Annotated in this window: 28 protein-coding genes and 2 tRNA genes; 14 read left to right on the top strand and 16 right to left on the bottom strand. The window is 41.8% G+C overall.

Annotation, left to right across the window (positions count from 1 at the left end; all coding sequences use genetic code 11):
- The first annotated feature begins 15 nt into the window (after window positions 1-15).
- From comD to sfsA, 3 genes are all read left to right on the top strand, one after another.
- Window positions 16-519 (top strand): sulfopyruvate decarboxylase subunit alpha, encoded by a 504-nt coding sequence (gene comD / locus METHO_RS08435; protein ID WP_015325109.1) that lies wholly within the window; start codon window positions 16-18, stop codon window positions 517-519.
- On the top strand, window positions 516-1,085 hold the full coding sequence (gene comE, locus METHO_RS08430; RefSeq protein WP_245546268.1) for a sulfopyruvate decarboxylase subunit beta: 570 nt from the start codon (window positions 516-518) through the stop codon (window positions 1,083-1,085). Before comD ends, comE begins: the two co-directional genes overlap by 4 nt.
- A 70-nt stretch (window positions 1,086-1,155) precedes the next feature.
- A complete protein-coding gene (gene sfsA, locus METHO_RS08425; RefSeq protein WP_245546267.1) occupies window positions 1,156-1,911 on the top strand; it encodes a DNA/RNA nuclease SfsA in 756 nt (251 codons plus the stop codon).
- 15 nt (window positions 1,912-1,926) lie between these two features.
- On the opposite strand, the gene METHO_RS08420 is transcribed toward sfsA, so the two are convergent.
- The 6 genes from METHO_RS08420 to METHO_RS08400 form a co-directional block, all read right to left on the bottom strand.
- Window positions 1,927-2,016 (bottom strand) — tRNA-Arg (locus METHO_RS08420).
- A 30-nt stretch (window positions 2,017-2,046) separates the two neighbouring features.
- A complete protein-coding gene (locus METHO_RS08415; protein ID WP_015325106.1) occupies window positions 2,047-2,820 on the bottom strand; it encodes a sulfite exporter TauE/SafE family protein in 774 nt (257 codons plus the stop codon).
- 187 nt (window positions 2,821-3,007) lie between these two features.
- The gene (locus METHO_RS08410; protein WP_015325105.1) at window positions 3,008-4,684 is read right to left on the bottom strand and encodes a site-2 protease family protein; all 1,677 of its coding nucleotides are present in this window, start codon (window positions 4,682-4,684) and stop codon (window positions 3,008-3,010) included.
- A 115-nt stretch (window positions 4,685-4,799) separates the two neighbouring features.
- Window positions 4,800-5,069 carry a PAS domain S-box protein gene (locus METHO_RS08405; RefSeq protein WP_048831123.1) on the bottom strand — a complete coding sequence of 90 codons (270 nt, stop codon included), beginning with the start codon at window positions 5,067-5,069 and terminating at the stop codon, window positions 4,800-4,802.
- Entirely contained in the window at window positions 5,045-5,206 is a 162-nt protein-coding gene (locus tag METHO_RS13730; protein ID WP_156811085.1) for a hypothetical protein, read from the bottom strand. The genes METHO_RS08405 and METHO_RS13730 overlap by 25 nt, the downstream gene beginning before the upstream one ends.
- Before the next feature lie 84 nt (window positions 5,207-5,290).
- On the bottom strand, window positions 5,291-5,494 hold the full coding sequence (locus METHO_RS08400; protein WP_156811083.1) for a hypothetical protein: 204 nt from the start codon (window positions 5,492-5,494) through the stop codon (window positions 5,291-5,293).
- Window positions 5,495-5,619: 125 nt separating this feature from the next.
- On the opposite strand from METHO_RS08400, the gene METHO_RS08395 reads away from it, so the two are divergent.
- From METHO_RS08395 to METHO_RS08385, 3 genes are all read left to right on the top strand, one after another.
- A tRNA-Leu gene (locus METHO_RS08395) sits at window positions 5,620-5,702 on the top strand.
- A gap of 374 nt (window positions 5,703-6,076) precedes the next feature.
- The gene (locus METHO_RS08390; protein WP_015325104.1) at window positions 6,077-6,925 is read left to right on the top strand and encodes a fumarate hydratase; all 849 of its coding nucleotides are present in this window, start codon (window positions 6,077-6,079) and stop codon (window positions 6,923-6,925) included.
- Window positions 6,912-7,493 (top strand): FumA C-terminus/TtdB family hydratase beta subunit, encoded by a 582-nt coding sequence (locus METHO_RS08385; RefSeq protein WP_015325103.1) that lies wholly within the window; start codon window positions 6,912-6,914, stop codon window positions 7,491-7,493. Before METHO_RS08390 ends, METHO_RS08385 begins: the two co-directional genes overlap by 14 nt.
- Here METHO_RS08385 and METHO_RS08380 read toward each other — a convergent pair.
- Genes METHO_RS08380 through minD form a run of 4 tightly spaced genes read right to left on the bottom strand, consistent with a single transcriptional unit; the run spans window position 7,486 to window position 12,134 of the window.
- Window positions 7,486-8,475, bottom strand: a complete 990-nt coding sequence (locus METHO_RS08380) for a type II secretion system F family protein (RefSeq protein WP_245546266.1) — start codon at window positions 8,473-8,475, stop codon at window positions 7,486-7,488. The genes METHO_RS08385 and METHO_RS08380 overlap by 8 nt on opposite strands.
- 2 nt (window positions 8,476-8,477) lie before the next feature.
- Window positions 8,478-9,401, bottom strand: a complete 924-nt coding sequence (locus METHO_RS08375) for a type II secretion system F family protein (protein WP_015325101.1) — start codon at window positions 9,399-9,401, stop codon at window positions 8,478-8,480.
- Entirely contained in the window at window positions 9,394-11,304 is a 1,911-nt protein-coding gene (locus METHO_RS08370) for a type II/IV secretion system ATPase subunit (protein ID WP_015325100.1), read from the bottom strand. Before METHO_RS08370 ends, METHO_RS08375 begins: the two co-directional genes overlap by 8 nt.
- A gap of 11 nt (window positions 11,305-11,315) precedes the next feature.
- On the bottom strand, window positions 11,316-12,134 hold the full coding sequence (gene minD, locus METHO_RS08365) for a cell division ATPase MinD (RefSeq protein WP_048831119.1): 819 nt from the start codon (window positions 12,132-12,134) through the stop codon (window positions 11,316-11,318).
- 137 nt (window positions 12,135-12,271) lie between these two features.
- Here minD and METHO_RS08360 point away from each other — a divergent pair, with 137 nt between their 5' ends.
- Together METHO_RS08360 and METHO_RS08355 are read left to right on the top strand one after the other, a co-directional pair.
- The gene (locus METHO_RS08360; RefSeq protein WP_015325098.1) at window positions 12,272-12,793 is read left to right on the top strand and encodes a DUF367 family protein; all 522 of its coding nucleotides are present in this window, start codon (window positions 12,272-12,274) and stop codon (window positions 12,791-12,793) included.
- Between the two features lie 29 nt (window positions 12,794-12,822).
- Window positions 12,823-13,278 (top strand): TIGR00725 family protein, encoded by a 456-nt coding sequence (locus METHO_RS08355; RefSeq protein ID WP_015325097.1) that lies wholly within the window; start codon window positions 12,823-12,825, stop codon window positions 13,276-13,278.
- 28 nt (window positions 13,279-13,306) lie between these two features.
- Here METHO_RS08355 and METHO_RS08350 read toward each other — a convergent pair whose 3' ends face one another.
- Window positions 13,307-14,080 carry an exodeoxyribonuclease III gene (locus tag METHO_RS08350; RefSeq protein ID WP_048831118.1) on the bottom strand — a complete coding sequence of 258 codons (774 nt, stop codon included), beginning with the start codon at window positions 14,078-14,080 and terminating at the stop codon, window positions 13,307-13,309.
- A 338-nt stretch (window positions 14,081-14,418) separates the two neighbouring features.
- On the opposite strand from METHO_RS08350, the gene METHO_RS08345 reads away from it, so the two are divergent.
- The 5 genes from METHO_RS08345 (at window position 14,419) to METHO_RS08325 (ending at window position 19,181) form a co-directional block, all read left to right on the top strand.
- Window positions 14,419-14,838 (top strand): Fur family transcriptional regulator, encoded by a 420-nt coding sequence (locus tag METHO_RS08345; RefSeq protein ID WP_015325095.1) that lies wholly within the window; start codon window positions 14,419-14,421, stop codon window positions 14,836-14,838.
- Entirely contained in the window at window positions 14,831-15,505 is a 675-nt protein-coding gene (locus METHO_RS08340; protein WP_015325094.1) for a peroxiredoxin, read from the top strand. Before METHO_RS08345 ends, METHO_RS08340 begins: the two co-directional genes overlap by 8 nt.
- A 280-nt stretch (window positions 15,506-15,785) precedes the next feature.
- The gene (locus METHO_RS08335; RefSeq protein ID WP_015325093.1) at window positions 15,786-17,261 is read left to right on the top strand and encodes a catalase; all 1,476 of its coding nucleotides are present in this window, start codon (window positions 15,786-15,788) and stop codon (window positions 17,259-17,261) included.
- A 457-nt stretch (window positions 17,262-17,718) separates the two neighbouring features.
- Window positions 17,719-18,843, top strand: a complete 1,125-nt coding sequence (locus METHO_RS08330; protein WP_015325092.1) for an RNA-guided endonuclease InsQ/TnpB family protein — start codon at window positions 17,719-17,721, stop codon at window positions 18,841-18,843.
- A gap of 59 nt (window positions 18,844-18,902) precedes the next feature.
- Entirely contained in the window at window positions 18,903-19,181 is a 279-nt protein-coding gene (locus METHO_RS08325; RefSeq protein ID WP_015325091.1) for a winged helix-turn-helix domain-containing protein, read from the top strand.
- A 61-nt stretch (window positions 19,182-19,242) separates the two neighbouring features.
- Here the strand turns inward: METHO_RS08325 and METHO_RS08320 are convergent, their stop codons facing one another.
- Entirely contained in the window at window positions 19,243-19,797 is a 555-nt protein-coding gene (locus METHO_RS08320) for a carbonic anhydrase (protein ID WP_015325090.1), read from the bottom strand.
- Window positions 19,798-20,075: 278 nt separating this feature from the next.
- Here METHO_RS08320 and METHO_RS08310 point away from each other — a divergent pair, with 278 nt between their 5' ends.
- The gene (locus METHO_RS08310; RefSeq protein WP_245546265.1) at window positions 20,076-20,663 is read left to right on the top strand and encodes a serine O-acetyltransferase; all 588 of its coding nucleotides are present in this window, start codon (window positions 20,076-20,078) and stop codon (window positions 20,661-20,663) included.
- Window positions 20,664-20,728: 65 nt separating this feature from the next.
- Here the strand turns inward: METHO_RS08310 and METHO_RS08305 are convergent, their stop codons facing one another.
- The 4 genes from METHO_RS08305 to METHO_RS08290 form a co-directional block, all read right to left on the bottom strand.
- Window positions 20,729-21,757, bottom strand: a complete 1,029-nt coding sequence (locus tag METHO_RS08305) for a glycosyltransferase family 4 protein (RefSeq protein WP_394296210.1) — start codon at window positions 21,755-21,757, stop codon at window positions 20,729-20,731.
- Window positions 21,758-22,010: 253 nt separating this feature from the next.
- The gene (locus tag METHO_RS08300; protein ID WP_015325087.1) at window positions 22,011-23,063 is read right to left on the bottom strand and encodes a polysaccharide deacetylase family protein; all 1,053 of its coding nucleotides are present in this window, start codon (window positions 23,061-23,063) and stop codon (window positions 22,011-22,013) included.
- Window positions 23,063-24,130, bottom strand: coding sequence for a non-hydrolyzing UDP-N-acetylglucosamine 2-epimerase (gene wecB, locus METHO_RS08295; protein WP_015325086.1), 1,068 nt, complete (start codon window positions 24,128-24,130; stop codon window positions 23,063-23,065). Before wecB ends, METHO_RS08300 begins: the two co-directional genes overlap by 1 nt.
- Before the next feature lie 9 nt (window positions 24,131-24,139).
- Window positions 24,140-25,216 carry a DUF354 domain-containing protein gene (locus METHO_RS08290; protein ID WP_015325085.1) on the bottom strand — a complete coding sequence of 359 codons (1,077 nt, stop codon included), beginning with the start codon at window positions 25,214-25,216 and terminating at the stop codon, window positions 24,140-24,142.
- Between the last annotated feature and the right edge of the window lie 29 nt (window positions 25,217-25,245).

The raw sequence follows: 25,245 nt of genomic DNA, 5'->3' as shown, positions 1-25,245 counted from the left end.
CAATGAGGATACAGGATGGACAATAATCCGTCAATGGCAGTGCTGCAAGGCATTAAAAAAGCAGGTATCGACTTTGTGGTCAGCGTGCCCTGTGTGAACCTGAAGGACCTCATATTAATGGTCGACAAGGACCCGGATATCATCCATGTGGCTGTCACGAGAGAAGAAGAAGGTGTAGGAGTATGTGCAGGCGCATATATGGGTGGAAAAAGCACCGCAATGCTGATGCAGAATTCCGGTCTTGGAAATTCCATTAATGCCCTTGCTTCCCTTAACGAACTGTACGGCATACCCCTGCTCATGATCGTGAGCCACAGGGGTGTGGAAGGGGAACCTGTCTGTGCACAGGTGCCTATGGGCGTGCTCACTCCGGGTTTGCTGAGAACAATGGCTATCCCCTTTTTTGTGCCAGCTTCAAAACAGGAAGCTGAAAACATGATCGTTCAAGCAATGACAACATCCCTGGAAAAGAAAAGCCCTGTGGCTGTGCTGTTAAAGATAGGTTTCTGGAGATTATGATGATACGTCTGGATGCTATCAAGGTCATTGCAGATAAAGCCAAAAAGGATGGAGCACTGCTGATAAGCAATATTGGCATACCCTCTAAGGAACTGTATTACTTATGTGATACGCAGCGCAACTTCTACATGCTGGGTTCTATGGGACTTGCTTCATCCATTGGCTTGGGCTTGTCCCTTGCGCAGCCTCAAAGACGTGTGATAACTATCGAAGGTGATGGCTCCATGCTTATGAACCTCGGCAGTCTTGCAACCATAGCAAGCCAGCACCCGGAAAACTATCTGCTGACAATAATAGACAATGGCACATACGGCTCCACAGGTGATGAACCTACGGCCACTTCAATGTACACTGACCTTGCAGCTGTGGCCAAGGGAGTAGGGATCAAAGAAGTATATGATGCAGACGATCCGGAAAGTCTTATACGGTTACTTGAAGAAGTGAAAAGTGGCGTCATAGTGGTCAAAGTGCAGCCCGGAAATGCACAGGTTCCTGTTATAGACATATGTCCAGAGGTTATATTGGAAAGATTCATGGATGAAATGTCGGATTATACAGGTTTTTAATTGTGTATGCAAGTCTGTAACACCGGCAAAGCCCGGAGATCTAATTCCTGTTACCCTATACATAAAAGAAATGTCAATAAGAGAAATGAACATGACACAAGTTTCAAGACATGTTCTTGACATTCCCCTTGATGCAGAGGGGACCCTGGTTTCCAGACCCAACAGGTTTTTGGCAATAGTGGACATTGCCACTCCTTTAGGATCAAAATGTGAAAAAGTACATGTCCATGATCCCGGAAGACTTACGGATCTACTGTATCCCGGCAACAAATTGCTTCTGAAAAAAGCCAGCGGAAAAAAGAGAAAAACAGAGTGGGACCTCATAGCTGGCAAAGCAGGAGATGACTTCGTTCTTACTCATTCCGGGTATCACAGACAGATTTCCATGTGGGTTCTGGAAAATAAAATAATAGAGAGCCTAGCAAATACCGAGAAGATCCTGCCTGAGCAGGTCTTCGGGGAAAGCAGGCTGGATTACCTGCTTGAGGAAGCAGGGCGCAGAACATGGATCGAAGTAAAAGGATGCACTCTTGCCGAAAATGGTAGGGCGATGTTCCCAGATGCTCCCACGACACGCGGAAGAAGGCATGTCGAGGAACTCATAAAAGCCGTGCAAGCCGGAGATAAAGCTATGATGATGGTATTGGTTTTCCGGCAGGAGGCACAATGTTTCACAGCACATGAGAACATAGATCCGGATTTCGCTGCTGCTTTTAACCATGCTCTCAAAGAAGGAGTGCAGGTCCAGCCTCTAGTATTTACATTCAGAGCAGATGGTGATGGCGGCCATATATACTACTACGGAAAGCTACCGCTTTGTCAATGAACTTAATAAATCAAGCGGGCCCGCCGCGATTCGAACGCGAGTCAATGGGTGTCTTCACCATGGGTTTCGAAGCCCATTAGGATATCCTGGCTACCCTACGAGCCCACTATGGAACATCTGATTACGATCAGATTCTTAAAGGTTTCCATCAGAAAGAATTCCAAACAGGCCTGCTATCATTCTCACGGCCATAATCCACAGCACCATACCAACCATTTTCCTTAAGGTCTGCGGCTGCATTCTGGTATGCATGAGGTAGGAACCCACCTGTGCACCTAAAAAAGCCGCGATCGTAATATAACTCACAAGTTCCATATCCGGCTGCCACGAAGTGAGGTGTGCGATCAATCCGGCAAAGGAAGTGAACAAAACAATAAGGCCGGAAGTAGCCGCAGCTGTTTTAACAGCGTATCCCATATAGATCAGCAATGGCATTACCAGTGAACCCCCGCCAATTCCCAGCAAACCACCGGCAAAACCTACTATGGACCCCGAGGTGAGGATCAGAGGAAAAGAACTTATGTTCTCTTGGTTCCCAGTTGCTGGAAAAAACTTTTTTTCAGGGACCAACATCTGAGTTCCTATCAGTACCATAATGATACTGAATATCCCAAGCAGTATATTAACAGGTACCAAATGTGTACAATAAGCACCTACAGGCGCAGCTATCATGGAGATGATAATAAACGGGATCGCGACAGGCAGTTTTACAAGTCCCTTTCGCAGATATGTCACGGCTGCAGATGCCGATGTCACTGTATTCAACAACAAGCCCATAGGTATGGCACTGAGCAGGTCGAATCCTGACCAATAAAAAAGAGGTACATACACTATGGCGCCTCCAAGGCCTATCATGGAGAACAGCATAGACAAAAAAAAGACCATTACTGCAAATAACAGAAACTCCATGATATCATCATCTTAGTTTTTTAGATACTGTTTATTGAACCTGTTCATCTTTACCTTGCACCGGGCAGATCTCCAACGATCCTGAATTAGATTACAGGTGATGGGAAAAAAGGATGCAATGTTCTTGGCAACTGCAATACGGTATAAATACATGTTCATGCATCGTTGCATTCCATTGTATCTGCCATCAGAACCCATGCACTAAATACGGTACGAATATCATGAATACAAAGGACATGAATATCAGCACAGCAAATGTGGCAGTTACAGCTGCTGAAAGGCGAAGTGACTTCTCTTCATTCTTTGTCAGCCTGTAAATAAAAGCCTTTGTGTAATCTTTGAATACATGTCCTCCGTCAAGAGGTACTGCAGGCAGGCAATTGAACAGGCCCACATAGAAGTTAAGCCAGCCTATCCATAATAAAGAGTTAGCGATCCAGAATATACCGATTCCCAGGGGTTCGGCCCATCCTGCAGGAGCATAGAAGTTGGCGAGCATCCCACTGAATCCGGGGAAACCCTCTCCGGCAAAACCAACAATAGGCAAACCCAGCAGGATCAGCCAGCCAGCTATTCCTTTTAGCATTTCAGGGATACTCTGGAGCAAAGAGATATAGGTCGTTGCAGGGAATTCTCCCACTGTGATCCCAAGACTTGTCGCCACATTTTCATCCTGACTGGTAAATACTCCCAAAAAACCCTTGTCATTACCTTCGTCAGGATGAGATGCAAGCTCAAGTGTTAACTCACGTTCTGCGGATGTGTTGTCAGCAAGCACCAGTGTTATAGGCTGACCTGCAGATGTGGTGTTCATGAAATAACGGAAGTCATAAACAGTTCGTATGGGAACACCTTCCATCTCCATTATCCTCATGCCTTTCTGTAAACCCGCAGCCTCTGCAGGAGATGCAGATACTATGTCCTGGATAAGAACTCCCTTGATGTCTTCTTCAGCAGCCCCTATCTTGACATCATAGGCAGAGGTAACCCTATCCTTTGAAGCATATAATCTGACAGTTTCACCTTCCGGGAAAGTATCAAGATATTCAAGCATCCCCACTATGTTCTCAACTGGTTTTTCATTTATTTGGGTGATGATCATCTGTGACTCCAGCCCGGCAGCGGAAGCCTCATCCTGTGCATCCATGATCATTACATTACCAATTGGTGCAATTGCACCAAGCACGGGGCCGAAGAACAAGCTAAAGGCAAAAAGTGCAACAACAAAATTTGCCATGACACCTGCTGAAAGGATGCGTGCCCTTTGCTGACGCGTAGCAGCCTTGGATTTTGTTCTTTCAACTGGTCCCTCATCTTCCTTTTCAGTTGTTTCAGTACCAAAAAGTTCTTTTTCGTCTGGTTCTGCAAACCCTCCAACTGGTACAAGAGCAAGCAGTATGCCCATTGATTTGACCCGGATATTTTCTACCCTGCAGAGAATAGCATGGGAAAACTCATGCACCACCAGGGTCACAATAAGGGCTATTAAACCCCATGTAAAAGGAATGAACTCATTGACACCGGGAATCAGGAATATGTTGCGCGCTTCATTGAACTTGTTCGGTTCTGGCATTGTATTGTCACCCAGCGATGAAAGCATCGAAATATCGGAAACTATCACAATGAGCAACATAGCTAACATGCCTATGAACATCAGTCGTATACCAACGTCAGCAAACAATCTCCAGGCTTTCTTAGGCACTGCTAACCTGTCAAGTAGTTTAAGCCCCCTTGTGGTCCTGATCATCAAGAGCGGGCCATAATTTGTGATATTATATCTCTCAAGGGTACCATTCCTGTTCAGATACGATACAAGTATCCAATACAGGAGAAACAATGCAATTCCAGCGGTTGTCCAGTTCAAATAAACTCTCCAATTTGGCAATGGTCACTATATTGACAATGCCTGATTTTTATAATATGAATTAAAGGATATTCTATGCTACAAAGAGTATAGCATTGTGTTGTCTTATTTGTCTTTAATTGTCAGTGAGGTCTATATACTCTTTTCTCTCAATGGTCTTTCTTTTTAATGCGAGAGACACGTGTATAAGTGGTGCCTTTGTCTTTCTGGCTGTCATCCTGGACTTTATGAGGGGTAAATAATCAGATGTTTCTAGTTCTTTTGGCCGGAGTAAAAGCAGTTCTTCCTTTGTATAGCCAAGTCTTTCGCAGGCTATCTGGTTCACTTCCAGCAGATTGAGATCCATATCCTGCATAAAGATCAGGTCATTAGCACTGTGGAACAATGTCTTAAATTTGGCTCGGAATGCTCTATATTCTTCTCGGCTTCTTTTACATGATCCACCTCAAATTGTGTGCCAATGATCCTAAGGTGATTTCCCAGTGTGTCCCGCCGAACAACAGTACCATTCACAGCAAACATCTGGATGCGCCAATATGTTCTAGAAAGATGTGTGAGGCTCTATTTCCTCCAAGTCATATCCTAGCATATGTGCCCAACTTTTGTTCACATTGAAAGTACCTTTAACCATATCCAGTTCCCATACTCCAGATCAGCATCCTCAAGAGCTATTGCTAGTTCACGGGAAGGAGATATATCTCTTAATAGCCTTTTAGCTAAAGTGCTCATGGCCTCCACTTCCAGAGTACCGATCAAAATTAAGAACAAAATGTATCTGGTTGCATCCAATAATCTCTTAGTAGCTTTCATGCTAAATAATGATGAACTTAGTAAATGTAGGATATGAATCTTCCGTTGAACATGTTTAGCTATATACTTCATGAACAGTTAGATTTATAATTAATACCTGTATTACTGCTATCTTAATCCAAAATGCGGGAGTAACCAAGCGGCCAAAGGTGGTAGACTCAAGATCTACTCGCGCAGGCGTTCGGGGGTTCGAATCCCTTCTCCCGCACCTATAAATACAGTCTGTTCCTGTTGTGGGTCATTATTTATTCCATATGATCCTGGTTTTAGTTGTATTTTCCTTGTGAGCTCATGACAATAATTTCCAATTATCAGCATGAGATATATTAATATAGTTGAACATCAGAGGGAAGTTCTGTCTGAGGGACTAGAAGTGGTACCCGTTACAAAAAACAAAGTTTAGCTCAATAATAGTCTGCAAGCTTAGCTTAATGGGTGAGTGGTGGAATGATAATCAAAACTATCAAATTAGGACTATATGGCTGCATAATAGTCGCGGCAGCGGTCTATGCCCAGCTTAACAAAAAGTAAATGTCAGTAACATTGATAAAAAGGGTTTCGCATCTTATCAGGAGTGGTTCTTTGACAGGAATGGTAACTTATGATGACGTTGTTTTGGCAACAGTGAACATTATAAGAGAAGCAGAGATCTGTCTGCCTCCTGATGTCATTGATGCTATTGAGAATGCATATGAACGGGAAACATCTGAAACTGCCAGAGCACAGCTTGCGGCGATCTTAAAGAATATCGAACTTGCCAAAAGTCGATCGGTACCTATGTGTCAGGACACAGGTATCATGGTGTTCTTTGTAGATATCGGTCGTTCTCTTACATTGGATTTTGATCTTGAAGGCGCTATTGTCGAGGGTGTACGCCGTGCAACAATTCAAGTGCCTCTTCGGCCAAATGCCGTATCTCCCCTTTCCCGGAAGAACAGCGGGGATAATACGGGTGCCGGTCTGCCGGACATCAATTACAGTTTTGTGGAAGGCAACAAGCTTAGCATCACTGTAGCTCCCAAAGGTGCTGGCTCTGAGAATATGAGCGCTCTGCGCATGTTCAATCCCACAGAGATTTCCAGGATCAGGGAATTCGTGCTGGAGACCGTGCTTAAAGCAGGTGGAATGCCTTGTCCACCTATCATTGTGGGGGTAGGGATCGGTGGTTCCTTTGACAAGGCAGCAAGACTTGCAAAGCAAGCTCTTCTGACGGATATAAAATACATGGATCCTTTTGAGCTTGAGCTGCTCAAGGGCATCAATTCTCTGGGAATTGGTCCCATGGGCATGGGTGGTACCACAACTGCTCTTGCCGTACATGTAAAACAGGCACACTGCCACACTGCATCTCTTCCCGTAGCTGTGAACATTCAATGCTGGGCAAACAGGCATGCAAAAGTAGTGCTGGAGGGAAGGCATGAGCAAGTATGACTTAACCACGCCCCTGCAAATAGATGATATAATAAAGCTGCATGCCGGAGATATTGTGTACGTAAGCGGCATTGTATACACTGCCAGGGATGAAGCCCATGCTCATATTCTGAAATTAGATGAAGCAGGTAAAGAACTGCCCTTTGAGCTTGAAGGTGCGGCTATATATCACTGTGGTCCTCTGATGGTCAAAGAAGATGAAGATAAATGGGAAGCAGTTGCCGCCGGTCCTACCACAAGCGCCAGAATGGCCGGTATGACTCCCAGGTTGCTTGAAAGACATGCTATTCGTGTCCTCATTGGAAAAGGCGGTATGCAGGGAGTGGCTGATGCACTTAAGGGAAAGTGTGTATATCTTGCCTATACCGGAGGATGTGCTGCGCTTGCTGCAGAGGCAATAAAAAATGTTCGATCCGTATACTGGCCACAATTAGGAATGCCTGAAGCCGTATGGGAACTTGAGGTCGAACACTTTGGTCCTCTCGTAGTTGGCATAGATGCCCATGGGCACGATCTTTTTCAAGAAGTGAGGGACCAGGCCCTCACAGCTTTCTGCCATCTCAGATAAAAAAGGTGAATGTGATCCAGGCTATCATCGATAGTACTATGGAATGTTTCAGCCCCGCAGATATGGCTCCTTCTCCCATCTGCCCTGCTACAAGTCCGCTGAAGAAGCCCTGAACAAGAGATGCATGGAACATCACCCTTATGAACATGCCTGGATCGAAAGCACCTATGAACTGGCCGCCTGCTCCGGCATCTGTGGCCGCCTGGCCTGCTGTTGCCATAGTGGGCACAAAAGTCATTGCAAGCATGGCTATAACGAAGAGGAACACGAAGAAGGACATGTAGATGATCACCAGATAGACCATCATGTTACCCTTTCTTTCCCTCTCGATCTGTTTCACTTCAGTAGAGTCCCTGGCAGCAGCTTCCAGCACCTGGGAAACTCGTCCTCCTGCCTTGCTAGCCTGAGTGATCAAAGCAACAGACCTGTCAATAAGAGCAGTATTCATACGGCGTGCAAAAGTGAGCAATGCCTTTTCAAAAGAGACTCCCCAGGACATGAGGTCATTCATCTTTTTTATCTCTGGAGAAAGTTCTCCGTACTCTCCTTTTGCCACAGTGGCTACTGATCTGGAAAGAGTAAGCCCCGCCCGGCTCATTTCTGAAATATCCCTCAGAAATGTAGGCAGGTATTCTTCTATTTTAGTTATATGCTTCATCTTCTTCTGATACATTATGGAAGCAGGGAATATAGCTATCAGGACACTGAAGAAGATCACATCGTCTATTATAGGATTTGGCCAGTTTCGCATAAGACCCGCTATGAGAAATACCAGCGCAACCGGTGTAGTGATTATGAACGTATAGTCCGGATAGGCACACAGCGTCATGTACGGATCTTTTATGAACTGTTTCAACACGACGTTCTTACGCGAATTTTCCAGTCCGACACGTACGGTAGCATCTTCCATGTGACGGAGTGTTCTCTCATCTAAATTTGGATTTACTGGGAAGTCATTTTTAAATAGCTTCTTCCATTCCATTTTCATGCCTCCGGCGTCATGCTACTTATAAGTAAAATGTACATTGCGCTTCCAAAGGGTATGACCGCATAGATAAGCAGATATAAAAATACCATTTCAGCTCCTCCCATTATTGCCATGATCGATATGACCACTATCATGAACAAAGGGCCTGCAACAAAAGCTGTAACATAGGTTTCACCCAGCAGCCCCAGAGTCTCTAAGAACTCTTTTTGTTTTTGTCTGTTCTCTATGAGATACTGCTCTGTCTTTATCTTGAAATATGGTTCCAGTTCTCCCCCTGATGTGATGACAGTAATAGCTCCCTGCAGGAAATCCTGTAAAGAAGGTGAAGGTGTTGTAAGGGCAAGGTTCCTCATCCCTGTTACAAGATTGTGGCCCAGTACCTCGATATCCCGTACCAGGTATCTTGCCTCTACTGCCACATCCCTGTATATGTTATTAGAAGCAAGAGAACGGAACAGGTCCAAAGGCAGCACTCCGGCTCCTGCCATTGAGGACATGTAATTAATGGCATAAGGAAGCATGCGTTCTATTCCTCTCTTCCTTTCTCCAGCCATGACAGCGGGATATATCACAAAGGTCTTGTACACCGCACTGAAAACAAGTATCCCTGTGATAACATTAAGTAGCAGCCATATAGCTGCTGTTTTGTACTCGCTGAACTGGAACAACCATTGAGGAGCACCGATCCTTGAGCCTGTGAAATCAGGGACTCCCAAAAAATAGAAGACCAGGTTTGCAGCAATAAGTGGGAAGAACATACATACAAAAGCGGTAAGTACGGCACCGGACATGTACATATCGTAACCAATGCTCATTCGGTTGCGGAGCATGTTCAAACGAAGACCATAATATTCGTGCCTTCGTTTTTCATAATATTCTCCGAACATCTCATAGGCTACATTGAAATAAATATTAGTCATTCCGGTCCTGCCTTACCATATTCATTATAGTCTCAGGTTCCCTGCCATATGTCACCACAAGTTTAGCAAAATCCTTGTAGTGACTTATCTTTTTCAAACGTGCCCATTCAAGAAGGTCCTGTCTCTTCTTAAGTTCATCCTTAAGTTTCTCTTCGTTCCATCCCCTGTTCTCCATGATGCTTTCCAGTATATATGAACGACCTGAATACTGGAAATTATCCTTTGCCGCATCCCAGGTGAAAACTTCGTTCGTGAGCAATTCACCCGTTCTTGGGTCCACACCCACAATTTCTGTAAGGGATTTGCATCTTCTTACCCTCTCATTATTCACTTTTACCTGCGCTTGAATAGAAACAATATCAAGAGCCTGTATCATGATCCTTGGAACATTGATAGGGGGATTTTCAAGCCTGTGCACTACGGACTGTACTGAATCGGCATGCATGGTAGAGAACGTAGTGTGGCCTGTGGACATGGCCTGGAAAAGGACATAAGCCTCTGCTCCACGTACTTCACCCACAAGAATATATTCCGGCCTTTGTCGCAGGGATGCCCTGAGAAGCTCATACATCTGGATAGATCCTCTTTCTTCACCTGCAAAGGACTCTCTGGTCACGCCAGGTATCCAGTTGGGATGTGAAAGATTAAGTTCCCTTGTATCTTCTATTGATACGATCTTCATTTCAGGCTGGATAAAAAGAGATACAGCATTCATTGCAGTGGTTTTACCTGATGCAGTACCACCCACGAATACGATGCTCTTGCTCGAGTCCACAGCCATCCACAGATATGCCATCATTGCCGTGGAGAAAGTGTGGAAATTTACGAGATTTGCCGGAGTGATAGGATTCTCATTGAACCGCCTTATGGTAAATGTGCTTCCTCGGGTAGTGACTTCCCTTCCAAGGGTTATCTGAATGCGTGATCCATCGGGCATTGTTGCATCAAGAAGCGGATTTGCTATGGATATATGCCTTCCGCATAGCTGGGCTATCCTTATGGCAAAGGAATCAAGCTCATCATCATCTGAGAAAATCACATTCGTAGGCACTGAATTGTAGGCCTTGTGGTAGATATATATGGGAGTGTTGGGGCCATCACATGATACATCCTCAAGTCGCATGTCCCGCATGATAGCATCTATTCTTCCGAATCCAAGGAAATCCCGGATCAAGTGATACATCACTCTTTCTTTTTTACGGACAGAGATGTCTATCTTGTATTCTCTAAGATATTTCTTTGTATGCTTTCTCAGGTATTTTTCAGCATTCTTGTGATCACTTTGCTTCAGGTTGAGTTCCAGGGTTTCTATTAATCGTTGTTTTATATTTTCCAAAAGTCTCTTTTCCTCTTCTGAAAGCAGGGGTTCGAGTACTTGATACTGGTATTCATGCGCAAACGGATCATATGCCATCCTTATATAAGCATATGGAGGATTTACCGCGTACATTTCTATCTCTTTGAAATTGCTCCCTTCAGGTACACCAAAATCTACAATAGGACCATGTACTGCGATATTGTATTCTTCTTCCTCTTCAGGATTGTTAGAAATAAGCGTTATCAAGCGCTGGTGTAAAGGAATTTGTTGTTTTTCCTGTACTTTTGAGGCGCATTCTATATGCAGATCCTTGCTGGCAATGACACTTCTTATTTTTTGTTCCCAGTTATTATTTATAGTAAAATTAATGTTATAGCCCTTAATCAATTGTGAATGGTCGGTTTCGATGCGTTTTTTCAGGCTATTTATGTTATCGTCAGAAACAACATCACTGTTAATATCTGCGAGGAGGGCGATAATTTCCTCAGTTTTAGAATTCTTTTGAGCTATATCTATTCCTTGCGACACATGAAGAGAAACTTCATCTGAATTTCGATTATATCGGATTCCATCAGCAAGATCCATGATATGACCTCTCATTTCTTGGACTGGGAAAAGGGTAGCTTTGCACCTGTAATGCGCTTCTTTTTATTCTTTTGCTTCTTTTGCCCCTTTCCTTCTTCAGGTTCAGGCATCTTTATTCCAGAGAATAGTGCTGCAAGCTTGTTCATGGCAATAGCTACCTCACAATAAGGATATTTAGTGACTACGGGGCTTTTACCTGCAATACAATCGGGTATGCTCACATCTTCGGGTAATACCTCAAGTACTTTAAGATCAAGGGAAATCATGAGTTTCTCCCTGTACGTTTCATCATGTACAGGCATAGTTCTGTTCAATATCACTCCTGTTACTTCTTTACCTAATAATGCTGCAAATGCTCTCATCTTAGAACCATCGGCAATAGATGTTATATCAGGTGTGAGGACCAGCAAGACCTCGTCACATACTTCAATAGAGGCTGCTGTTGCACTATTTATGCCTGTGGATGTGTCAATGATAATAAATTCAAAATTCGGTGTAAGTTCGCTGATAACATCCTTAATCCTGGAAGGGTCTGCTTTTTTGAACCCCTCTAAAGAGATGCTACAGGGCAGAACCCTAAGTCCGTTAGGCCCGTCGTATAGTGCATCAGCTACGTTCGCTTCATCGGCCAGCACTTCGTGTAGTGTGATCTTGCTGTTCTCCATTCCCAACATAAGACCGATATCAGCCATGCAAAGGTCAGCATCTATCAGCAGGGTCTTTTTTGCAAGTCCAGCAAGTGCCGCTGCCAGATTGACAGCAAATATGCTTTTGCCAGTCCCTCCTTTTCCAGAGGTTATCGTATATATTTTGGCAGCCATCTTTTTCATAACTCCTATTTTCTATTTTCATTTTTGCTCCTAAAAGTATAAAGAAAAATACGCAACTAATATATAAAAAGATAACTATATTATAATTGCTATTAAATCTCGCTCATGCTATATATACGAAAGTCCATCACCAATGTATGGAAAAAAGCAGACCTAGAGAAGTTCGTCTATATCTTTATCACGCAGGGCAGTGTGATCCTAAAAAATGCACTGGTAAAAAAATGGTACGCTTCAAGCTTGCAAGACTTGTGGAAAAGGTGAATGCCATTCCCAGAGGTTCCATTCTCCTTGACCCTATGGCCGAAAAGGCTCTTTCTCCTGCTGACAGTATAACAAAAGGGCTTACTGTACTGGACTGCTCCTGGGAACATGTAGAAGCAGTCTTTCCTCAATTGTTAGTGCTTGACCTGCAGCATCGTGCTTTGCCGTATCTTGTTGCAGGCAATCCGGTGAACTTCGGCCGCCCGTTCAAACTTACATCAGTAGAAGCATTTGCTGCTTCTCTTTATATACTGGGGTATAAGGAACAAGCTGCCAGTATATTATCCAAGTTCAACTGGGGCCATACTTTTCTGGAAGTTAACCGTGAGCCACTGGAGGAATATTCCATGGCTAAGGACAGCAAGGAGATACTTAAGGTTCAGGCTGAATATATCTGACATTCATCTAACACTATGGAGGGTAATGTATGGCAAAGATGCAGGTAGGAGTAATTGGTGGCGGGGTGTGTGACAATAAGACTGAGATGATCGCTGAAGAAATAGGCCGTGAGCTTGCCATACGCGGCGTGCTTCTTATATGCGGAGGATTGGAGGGCGTGATGGAAGCCTGCGCACGCGGAGCTAAGCGGCAGGGAGGGACCACTATAGGTATCCTGCCGGGTAATAGCCGTGAAGATGCTAACCGGTATATTGATTACCAGATCGTGACCAATATGGGACATGCACGCAATGCCATAGTTGTCGCATCCTCTGATGTTGTGATAGCAGTGGGTGGAGAATATGGTACTCTTTCGGAGATCGCTCTGGCCCTCAAAATGGGCAAGCAGGTCGTTACCATAGCATGCAAATGGGAAGTTGATGGTATAATTCAGGCAAATGACCCTGTGGAAGCTGTAGATCTGGCTCTGAATGCAATTGCCTGAACAGAGCCATTTCATCTATTACAAGTATTCAAATTTCAAGTTCTAAACCAATGGGACAGTGATCCGAACCCATTATATCGGGCAGAATGAAGGCAGATATTATGTTATCTTTCAGATTATCACTGGCAAAGAAGTAATCAATTCTCCACCCCACATTTCTTTCCCTTGCTTTTGTTTTCATGTCCCACCACGTGTACTGGCCAGGCTGGTCGCTGAACATGCGTAACGTATCCAGATAGCCATGATCTATTAATTTGCCTATCCAGGCTCTTTCCAGGGGCAGGAAACCAGATACTTTTTCATTCTCTTTTGGGCGTGCCAGGTCTATTTCCTTATGTGCTGTGTTCACATCACCGCAAATTATGATTTTTTTGCCCTGTGCTTTGAGGGCATCGAGATGATCGAGAAATGCATCATAGAATTCCATTTTGAAATCAAGCCGCTCCTTAGAGGCTTTGCCATTGGGGAAATATACATTAAAGAGTATGAAATCTCCAAAATCAGAGGCTATGACTCTACCCTCAGTATCGAACTTTGCCTTTCCAAGTTCATATCTTACTTCAAGCGGCTCTTGTTTGGTGTACAGGCCTACTCCACTATATCCTTTTTTCTCTGCGGAGGAAAAATATGCTTTATATCCATCCACATGCCGCAGAGCGGAAGGTAACTGTTCCTCCTGTGCCTTTGTTTCCTGCAGACATAGAATATCTGGCCCATGTGCTGTGAAAATTTCCATAAATCCTTTTTTATAAGCTGCCCGAAGGCCATTTACATTCCATGAAAGCATCTTGATCCTGCTCATCTTAATCCTGATTTCATTGTACAGGTGGGTATATAAACTGAACCTTTGAGATCGGATTTTTATGTGTGTTCATCCAAAGACAAAAGTAAATACGTTATCCAAAATAGGTGGTACACACACGCATATCTATATCTATATATATATATATAAAATGACATATTTATGGTATTAAACAAATTAATGCTATGGGAATTTTTAGTAAGAGCTATTGACAACCAGATTTATTTGATAACAAATTTTAATTAAACGTAAGTATTAAATAATAATAAGCATTATTTAGTATTAGTTCTTATATGTATCTATAACAAAATCGTCTTTAGAAGCAAGTACAGGGGGAAATGACATTGGAAATCACAGGAAAAGCTGATATGAAATACACTAATCAAAGAGTGGAGATTATAGCTTTTCTGCGGGAGCACAGGGGTCATCCCACTGTAGATGAGGTTTATGAGGGTGTCAGAGAAAAACTGACCCGTATAAGCAAGGCTACAGTCTACAAGAATCTCAAATTCCTTTCTGAGAGAGGATTGCTTGAGGAGGTGAACGTAAAAGGGGTAACAAGGTTTGAAGCTAATTTCGTACCGCACCATCACCTAATATGTCGGGATTGTGGGAAGATAGAAGATTTTGAGTCAGAAGAATTGTTCGATTATTCAATGAAGATAGCTGGCGGTATAGAAGGATTCAGTATCGATTCAGTGAACACTAACTTTTATGGAAAATGCAAGAAATGTAAGGAGGATAACATAAATGGATGAAGAAAGAGTAACTATGCCTTTAATAGGCGACGATGCACCAGCATTCACAGCAAAGACAACAATGGGCGAGATCAAATTCCCCGAGGATTATAAAGGTAAATGGGTGATCCTGTTCAGCCACCCTGCTGATTTCACTCCCGTATGTACCACCGAGTTCATGACCTTTGCTTCCATGCAGAAAGAGTTCAAGGAACTCAACACAGAGCTAATTGGCCTTTCCATCGACAGTATATATGCTCATATTGCATGGCTTAGGACCATCAAAGAGAAGATCGAGTTCAAGGGAATGAAGAATGTGGAAGTTACCTTCCCTGTTATCGAAGATATCAGGATGGACGTTGCAAAGAAATATGGGATGGTACAACCCAATGCTTCTAATACACAGGCAGTAAGAGCGGTTTTCATCATTGACCCGAAAGCAAAGGTAAGAGCTGTACTTTATTACCCTCTGTCCAACGGCAGGAACATGGCTGAGATCAAGAGGCTATTGCTGGCTATGCAGAAATCAGATGCCGAAGGTATTGCAACCCCTGCCAACTGGCAGCCAGGCGAAGACGTCATAATCCCTCCACCGGGTTCATGCGGTGTTGCAAAAGAGCGCGTCGAGCAAAAGGAAGAGGGCAAGTATTGCCTGGACTGGTTCATCTGCTTTAAGAAAGAGTCTTGAACCGAATGCCCCTGTTAAGTGAAGCTGATTAAAAGGGGATAAAAGAAATAGAGATCTTTGGCATCGATGTAGATGGATTTCCAGGTGAACTAAAAGAGGCACTTGCCGATAAGTGGTTGCTTGATTAGCGGAAATGTTCAAGGTAATCGAGAACATCTAATTGATGCCGCTCAGGGATTGATCTCTTGAAGGCTCATGACATTAGAAATGTCTGAGCCTATATTTTTGTGCTTATTTTGTGGCATTGTAAGAAAATGGGTTTAATGTATAGGAGTTTTTTATGAACGGAAAGAATTTAAATGGAAAACTGACTACAGTGGCAGGAGCACCTGTTTCTGATAATCAGAATGTGATAACGGCCGGTCCCCGTGGTCCGCAGCTGTTACAGGATGTTTGGTTTTTGGAGAAGCTTGCACATTTTGACAGGGAAGTAATCCCTGAGAGACGTATGCATGCAAAAGGTTCCGGTGCATTTGGAACATTTGTTGTAACTCATGATATTACGAGATACACTAAAGCCAAAATATTTTCTGATATCGGAAAGAAGACTGACTTATTTATGCGCTTTTCTACCGTTGCGGGAGAACGCGGTGCTGCAGATGCTGAACGTGATATCCGCGGTTTCGCGATGAAATTTTACACTGAAGAAGGCAACTGGGACCTGGTAGGCAACAATACTCCGGTGTTTTTCCTTCGTGATCCGCTCAAATTCCCGGATCTTAATCACGCGATCAAGCGTGATCCACGTACAAATATGAGAAGTGCAAAGAATAACTGGGACTTCTGGACTTCACTGCCTGAAGCACTTCATCAGGTTACCATCACAATGAGTGACAGAGGCATTCCTTACTCTTATAGGCATATGCATGGTTTTGGAAGCCATGCCTACAGCATGATCAATGGCAATAACGAGCGGTTATGGGTAAAATTCCATCTTGTGTGTCAGCAAGGTATTAAAAATCTTACAGATGAAGAAGCTGAGGCGATAGTCGCTAAAGATAGAGAGAGCCACCAAAGGGATCTTTATGAAAGTATTGAACGTGGAGATTTCCCTCGCTGGAAGATGTTCATCCAGGTAATGACCCAGGAACAAGCGTTAAATATGCCATACAATCCGTTTGATCTAACAAAAGTATGGTATAAAAACGAATATCCGCTTATTGAAGTTGGTTATTTGGAGCTGAACCGGAATTCGGATAACTATTTCGCAGATGTGGAACAAGCAGCTTTTAATCCTGCAAATATTGTTCCAGGAATTGGACTTTCACCTGATAAAATGCTTCAGGGAAGGCTTTTCTCCTACGGAGATGCGCAGCGATATAGATTGGGAGTCAATCACCACCAAATACCTGTAAATGCTCCCAAATGTCCAGTTAATAGTTATCATAGGGATGGACAAATGAGGGTCAATGCCAACGCCGGCAGTACTCTTGGTTATGAGCCAAACAGTTATGGAGAATGGGTAGAGCAATCCGAGTTTAAGGAACCTCCACTTGAGCTATACGGAGCAGCATATCAGTGGGACTTCAGAGAAGATGATGCTGATTATTATACTCAGCCCGGTAAATTATTCAGACTCATGAGTCCTGAGCAGCAAAAGGTTTTGTTTGAAAATACTGCTCGTGCTATGGGTGATGCACCAAAGATGATCAAAGTAAGGCACATAGGGAACTGCCTAAAGGCAGATCCTGCCTATGGGAAAGGTGTAGCTGAAGCCCTTGGCATATCACTTACTGAAGTGGAAGAAAGCAGGTAGTCTAGAATTAGTATCTCGTAACTCCAACTTTAAGAGATCAAAGCCGCCAGTTGCAGGAAATCAAAGTCAGAATATTGGCGGTTTTGTTTTATATCTCATCTCTTTTTATTTAATTTATTCACAAGTATTTTTGAAAATTAATGGGAAATATAAACGCCTTTAATATGTAGGTGACAAGCCTGCTGAAATGATTCTTAAGCTAATCTAGCGATGTCAGAAACTTGTTTTTATAAGGAATTGCTCTGCTGTCTGTCATAGGTATTGTGCAGTATTCTTAAATTACTATTTATATTACTAATGTATATATAACGGTATACCAATGGACTTTAGGATGAAGCATAGTATTTTTACGAAATAAGCAGCCAGAAAGCCCACGATCTTTAGTCGTGGGATGAATGGTGTACACTTATACTAACAAAAGCTATGTATTTAAGCGAATAAGTCATATATATACTAAATGCGTAAGATATACAAGTTTCGTATCTATCCAACCAAATCTCAAATTCGACAGATGGAGCGGAGCTTGGAATTATGTAGGCAAGTATATAATCGGACTCTTGCTGAACGAAAGCAAGTTTATGAAGAAACTGGAAAAACATTATCTAAATATGCACTAAACAATCTTCTACCACAGTGGAAAGTAGAGAATACAGAGTATAATGAAGTGTTTTCTCAGACTCTTCAGGAAGTACAGGAACGTGTTGATCTTGCCTTCAAACACTTTTTTAGAAGGGTAAAGAATGGAGAGAAACCAGGCTATCCTCGTTTCAAGGGCAAAGGATGGTATGATAGTTTCACTTATCCTCAGATGGGTTTTAAATTAAAGAACAATCACATCTATCTATCCAAAATAGGAGATGTATATGTCAAATTCCATAGACAAATAGAAGACAATGTGAAACGTATAACTGTTAGAAGAACAGCATGCAATAAATGGTATGTGTGCTTGACAATTGAAGTTGAAGATACTCCAACACCAATCGCCGATCTGAATAAAGTCGTAGGTATTGATGTTGGACTTGCAAATTTCGCAACCATGTCGAATGGAACCTTTATTCCAAATCCACGTTTCTTCAGAGCTGAAGAGAAAGAGCTTGCGAGAGTCCAACGCAAACTTTCCAAAGCCTCTAAAGGTACCACTGAACGACAGAAAGCTAGGAAAGTGGTTCAGTTAGTTCACGAAAGAATAGCTAACAAACGGTATAATTTTGCACATCAAATCAGTAGACAACTTGTGGGCAATTATTCATTTATTGCTTTTGAAGATTTGAATATTAAAAACATGATTAAAAACCACTGTCTTGCAAAAAGCATAGCAGACGTATCGTGGAACATGTTAATCAATATGACTAAGTACAAGGCTGAAAGTGCTGGTTCTGTAGTAGTATTGGTTAATCCTGCTAATACATCAAAGATGTGTTCAAGATGTGGTTTGCTAGTTGAAAAAACACTAGCCGATAGAGTTCATAAATGTGATAGCTGTGATCTTGTAATGGATAGAGACCATAATGCAGCCATCAATATTCTCAGATTGGGATTGCAATCTGTCGGTATCGAAACCGTAGAAGCCCACAGGCTTTAGGTGTGGGAGCAGTCACGCTAATCAATATATACTAAATGCGTAATTGTGATGGGAAGATAATGAACGAGAACACATTGGATGAACTGCTCAAGTGGATAATTAGTGTTGACAGGCGCTTTATATTAATGGAATATATGCATAAACATTTGGTTGCCAATGCTTCTGATATTGCACATGAGAGCAACAGGTCTACCCAGAATATCAGCCACGCTTTGAAAGAACTGGAAGATATGGGACTGATAGAGTGTTTGACCCCTACTAAAACTACATGGAAAAAGTATATGCTGACAGATAAGGGAAAGATGGTGATAGATAGGATGGAAGGAAAATATATCTGATATATACCTCTTCCACTTATCTGCAAAAAGACAAAACAAGTTTCCTTTAAATGATTTTTAATTATTTACTTTCGACCTTCATTTCCAGGGCCTGATAGCCATGCACCAGGTTGATGTTGGCCATGATTACCGAACCTTTGAATTCTATCAGGTCAGATGTAATATCATCCAGATTTTCTACCGCATCCTGCTTATTAATGGCCATACCATCTGATACCACTTTTCCATCCGGGATACTTACTTTTCGCACAGTAGCATTATGCAGTACAAGTGTGTCATCTCCGATCATGCAATCAAAGACCACTGAACCAAAGCCTATGAAACAGCCTTTTCCTATCTGGCAGGGACCGTGCACTATACACCCGTGGGCAAGGGATGTATCAGGATTGATAAGAACCTGAGAATGGGACAGAGCATGGATGATCACATTGTCCTGTACATTGCACCCATCCATAATAACTATTGAAGAGCCCGGTTCATCTGCCCGGATGATAGCGTTATGCGCCACAAAGACATTGTCGCCAATATAGACATTTCCAATAATGATGGCTGTTTCGGATATCCATGCCTTTTCACTTATATTTGGTTCTTGTTTCTGCGGATTTTGGAATTGCATATCATCACCTTTCTTTTTCCGGGACAGAATCTACCTGAAGCAGTTAGAGTGGCTTTAAGAATACAATATGATAAATTATGAGAATTTATTTAAATCTGTTGCTCGAAAGTACTTCAAGGCTCAACAAAATAGGTATAAGGCTATATTTTTAATAATGCGTATTCAAGAGAGACAAATTTATATCCGAATACAAACTAATTTAATTATGAATGTGGTAGAGTACGCGGTAACAGCAAATACTATAATAAAATGGAACTCAAATGGTGTTCACATTGATCTTGTCTAAAGATGACTACAAATTTTATTTAGAAGCGGATAGAATAGCCTTATCAAGAAAAGGTAAAAAACCTAAAAATTTCGAATATGATTACATTTGGACATTCCAGAGGCTTTTAAGGAAGGTAGAGTATTACCAAAATTGTAAGAAGTCTATCTTCTGGAAACTATACCTTCTGCTATTAAAAAGAAAATATTACTTACTGAGCATAAAATTAGGTTTCACCATACCTCTGAATGTTTTTGGTCCTGGATTAAGTATTGCTCACAGAGGCACTATAGTCGTCAACAAAGCCACACGGGTTGGAGCAAATTGCAGGTTGCACGCCTGCGTTAACATTGGAACTAAAGCAGGATACGAGGACGTAGCACCCAAAATCGGTGATAATGTTTATATTGGCCCCGGAGCCAAAATATTTGGACAGATAGCAATAGCTGATGGAATAGCTATAGGTGCCAATTCTGTCGTTAATAAATCTTTCTTGGAGCCTGCTATCTCGATCGCAGGAGTTCCTGCCAAAAAGATTAGCGAGAGGGGATCTGAAGGAATGCTGGTAAAGGCAACTGAACTTACAAGGGTCGTTAAATAAGGACTTAATTCTTCTTGGAGGATAATAGTTGCTTTAATATTTAAACAAATATTTATACAAGATCATCAGAGAAGTGTCTTATATATATCCACTATATTCTTTCCGATCTCGGCCCATGTAAATTGTGCAGAATATGCTTTGATCTTAGTTGTGTCCCAGTTTTTATCCAATGCCAGCAAAATAGTCTCTGCAAGTCTTTCTGAATTTGCCGGCTCAGCCAGCAGTCCATAGTCATCAGAAACAATGATCTCCGGAATACCGCCTACTTTTGTTCCTATGAAAGGTTTTCCACAACCCAGGCACTCGAACATAACTGTCGGATTGCCCTCGTTCAAACTTGGTAATACGAATAGATCGCAGGAATTCATCCACCTAGGGATCTCATTATGCAATTTACTTCCCGGAAGCTTCACATGGTTCTCCAAGCCTGCATTCTTTATCTGCCTCCTGAGATTTCTCTCTTGTTTGCCGCCGCCGACTATGAAACAAAGCACATCTTTTCTATGCTTTATCACTTCTGCCATAGCTTCTACAAGGTAATAGTGGCCTTTTATTTCTTCCAGATTGCCTACTGCGACTATTATTTTCTTATCGAGAGGTAAACCTAAAGCCTTTCTGCATTTTTCCATATTCATTGGATAAAATTTATCCGGCCTGTACCCGTTCGGTAAAATATGAACAGGCGTTTTAACGTCCAGTTTCTTAATATAGGACAGATTTTTATTGCTTACAGTTATTATCCTATCTGCCGAATTAAGTACATATTCAATTCTTTCTTTCCATTCTTCATCTTTAAAGGGCAAGCTATAGATGTCATATCCATGACCCGTTACAACAAAAGGGACATTGTATTTTTCCTTAAGTTTTGCACTGGCATATCCGGAGGACCATGTGAAATGAGAATGGATAAGATCGAATTCTATGTTATTTTTCTTAATTGATGTTTCAGCAGCTTTGAAGTGCTTCTCCCCAAGTTTCTTGTACTGTGAATTAAGAGGAGTGTATAAGACCGGTGTTGGATGAACAGATATATTTGGAGGAACGTCATTAAGATCAATCTTATAATCCAGTTTGAAAGTTTCCAAAAATGGCACCTTGATGTATTTAGAAAACTCTGAGATAGGGTTGGACCTGACTAACACTGAACAGCTTTTGAAATAATTGCATGTACTGTTAATGGATTCTTTTTGAAAATTATTGTATGCATGTATTATAAATAACGCCTTTTTGTCAGTTGGTATCACGAAAACACCTGCTTGGACCGTTTTTATTATTTTGATTTCAATAGAATTATCTCAGAACACTTGTAACATATCTGCACTCTTCATTGTATAGTGTGGATATTTTTTAGGATTGATAAAATTGCACTTTACATTCTTTCATACACCAGTTATAGATCTCTTCACCACTGGTTATCCATGCATTTTTATCATAACAATATTTAAGTATTTTTTCGTATAATATTTTCCAATTCTTCCGGATCGGCCAGCTGAAAGGACTATTATGCCACAAAAGAGTGATAACTCCATTATATCTCTCTACTGTGTCGATGAGCTTTTTAGCATATTCAAAGGCTTCATCTAAGGACTTTGCATAGGAGAACAAAGAGCCGTCCATAATGACCAATGGCAGTTCCAGTATATCTATAGGTTCGTTTTTATTCAGATCGTATGGTTTGAAAGGATGACACATACCATTTCTGAATCCGATCATATCATCATATCCCAGCGTAGAATCATATTTAAAACCAGCCTTTGCCAATAGCTCCCAGGTATCCGGGATCTTGAACCTTAAATAATGATTCCTGTATCCGATAATTTTTTTCCCTAAAGTGTTCTCTAATCTCGATTTTTCTTCTTTCATACTCTCAAGACTATTATACGCATAGTAACCGCCATGTAATCCTACTTCGCACCCGTTGTCCAGAATGTTTCCCAGTTCATGGCCTATCTCTTCAATGTCGTATCTGAATCTTACGGGATCTTTCTTTTCTGTGATAAAATAAAAAGAAGATTTTGCATCATATTTCTTTTCTATGTCCATGATCTCGCTAAAATTCAGGTATGGGGAATGCTCTTTTCCTTTTATTTTCCATGCTATCTGTGGCTTAAATGAATTATAATCTAATGCCTTCAAACAATAAAAAAAAGAAGACAGGATGTGAGAGGACGGGGGATAGATATCATCAATATCATGGGTCAGACAGACAGCAAATCTTTTATTTTCGGGATATTCCGCGCTCAAACCTTCAGATACCAAAAACTTAGAAACAACGGGCTCAAATGCGTTTTTATTTTTACTATTGGCATAATTAAATCTCTGATGTTTATCTAATTTAACCGGAGAGTACTCTTCTTTTCTGGTAAATGTTTCCCACAGTTCGGAATTCTGATCCAACATCACTGCAGACCTCCAATGATAGCAGCGATCTTTTCAGCTGCATCTCCATTCCCAAATCTGTCCTTGTGCAATTTTAATGAGGGATGGAAGGAATTGACTGCCTGGAATATCTTTTCTTTGTCCGTTCCGACAAGAACGTTCCAGCCATCTTCAATGGTCTCAACCCACTCTGAGTTTTCCCTTAACGTAATACATGGGATCTTCAGAATATATGCCTCTTTTTGGATCCCGCCTGAATCGGTAAGTATCATTTTTGAATGAGCCATCAGCTTTATGAAATCAAGGAATCCGAGGGGTTCGACCAGTTTCACAGATGAACTTAAACTTTCGTAGAGGCCATACTCTTTCAACAATTTCTGGGTCCGTGGATGCACCGGGAATACAATAGTTTCATCCAGTTGCGAAAAAGCATCAACGATGTTTGTCAGATTCTCCCTGTTATCTGTGTTGCTTGCTCTATGTATTGTGGCTACTGCATATTCTTTGCTGTTCAGGTCCAGATCAGACAGGATCGTCGATCTCTCCTCTGCTATTTCTTTATTGTATAGCAGAGAATCAGCCATGACATCACCGGTCAGATAGACATTGGTAGTTATCCCTTCCGTTTTAAGGTTGTCAACTGCATTTTTGGTTGGACAGAATAATAGATCAGAACAATGGTCCGTCAAGATACGGTTGATCTCTTCAGGCATGGATCTGTCAAAACTTCTCAACCCGGATTCCACATGTGCGTTTTTAATATGCAGCTTTGCAGCCGAGAGAGCACCGGCAAGTGTCGAATTAGTGTCCCCGTACGTTAAAACGATATCAGGCTCTTCTTTGATTAGAACCTCTTCTATTTTCTTCAGCATTTCTCCGGTTTGATATCCATGGGAACCTGAACCTATTCCAAGAAAATATTCAGGTTCTGGAATATTTAATTCACTGAAAAAAACGTTATTCATCTTATAGTCATAGTGCTGACCCGTATGGATCAGAACCTCTTCATGTTCCTTTCTTAATTGTTTAGAAACTACGGATGCTTTTACAAACTGAGGTCTGACACCGACTATACTTGCTATCTTCATGCTATCACCTTAGTTGGAATTAAAAGGAACACCTTCTTTTGCTCTCTTTATACTTTCCGGATAATTCTCGATGAACCACACAATAAATGCAGTGACATCGATCTTGTCATTCAGTAGTTTCTCTCTCTTTTTGCTCCATTCTTCCTTGAGGCTAGGCATTTTTACAAGTTCAAGTGCTTTTTTCAATGCTTCTTCAGAATCACTGTAATTGAAAATAAGGCCATATTTGTCTTCAAGTTCTATGAAATTGGACATATCATCATCTCCGACAAAAGAATTACAGCGGATAGCAGGTACACCCAATACAGCAGCCTCAGTTGTCATAGTTTGGCTATCTCCTACGAACATCTGGGCATAGTATAACAGGTCATGTATCTTTTCCGGAGAGACGCGCACTCTGTATTTTTCTAACTCCGGCTCCAGTTTTCCTTCAGAAGTGATCAGCACACGCCCATATTTTTCAAGCTCTTGAGCAAACTTAACTTTATTTTCTATACCATGATGACCAATGTCATGATCCGCATTCCATGTGACGAATCTGAAGATCACAAATCTGTCATCTGCAGTTAGACCAAGCTCATTAAGAGGAGCCTGTGAAGGATGAAAATGATTGGGATGTAAATAAGCCAGCTCTTTGTATCCGTTCAAAAATAATTGGTTATCACCAATCTTCTTTTTGTATGAGGTCGGAGTAAATATAACAGATGCGAAACGGTCTGTCAAAAGGTGTTCAATGGCCCCCTTTTCTGAGTCCTCGAAAACTATAGAAGGTCTATGGATAAGTTTGCCAACGTGGGTACTATATGCATTACCGGAACCGCCCACCAGCATATCGGGTTTGAAGGATCGGGCAATTTTGTAGAGTTTGTTCTCTATCTTCAATAACTCCACAGCTTTGGAAAACAACGTAGGGCGTGCACTTCCCACTATCTCGTATTCGAATCCATAAGCATCCAATAGATCTAAAGATACATCTTTGGCGACTGCCGTCATTTTACAAACATGCCCTTTGCCTTCAAGAATCCTTATTGCATTCTTGAAGAAATGAACTTGAGCAGGATGACCAACATTAAAAAGTATTCTCATTGTTTCACCGTTGTCAAAATTTAAGTATA

Origin of the sequence: Methanomethylovorans hollandica DSM 15978, from assembly GCF_000328665.1 — an archaeon.
Classification (GTDB): Archaea; Halobacteriota; Methanosarcinia; order Methanosarcinales; family Methanosarcinaceae; genus Methanomethylovorans; species Methanomethylovorans hollandica.
Note: the sequence above shows the minus strand (reverse complement) of the source record. Positions and strands in the feature narration are given on the sequence as shown.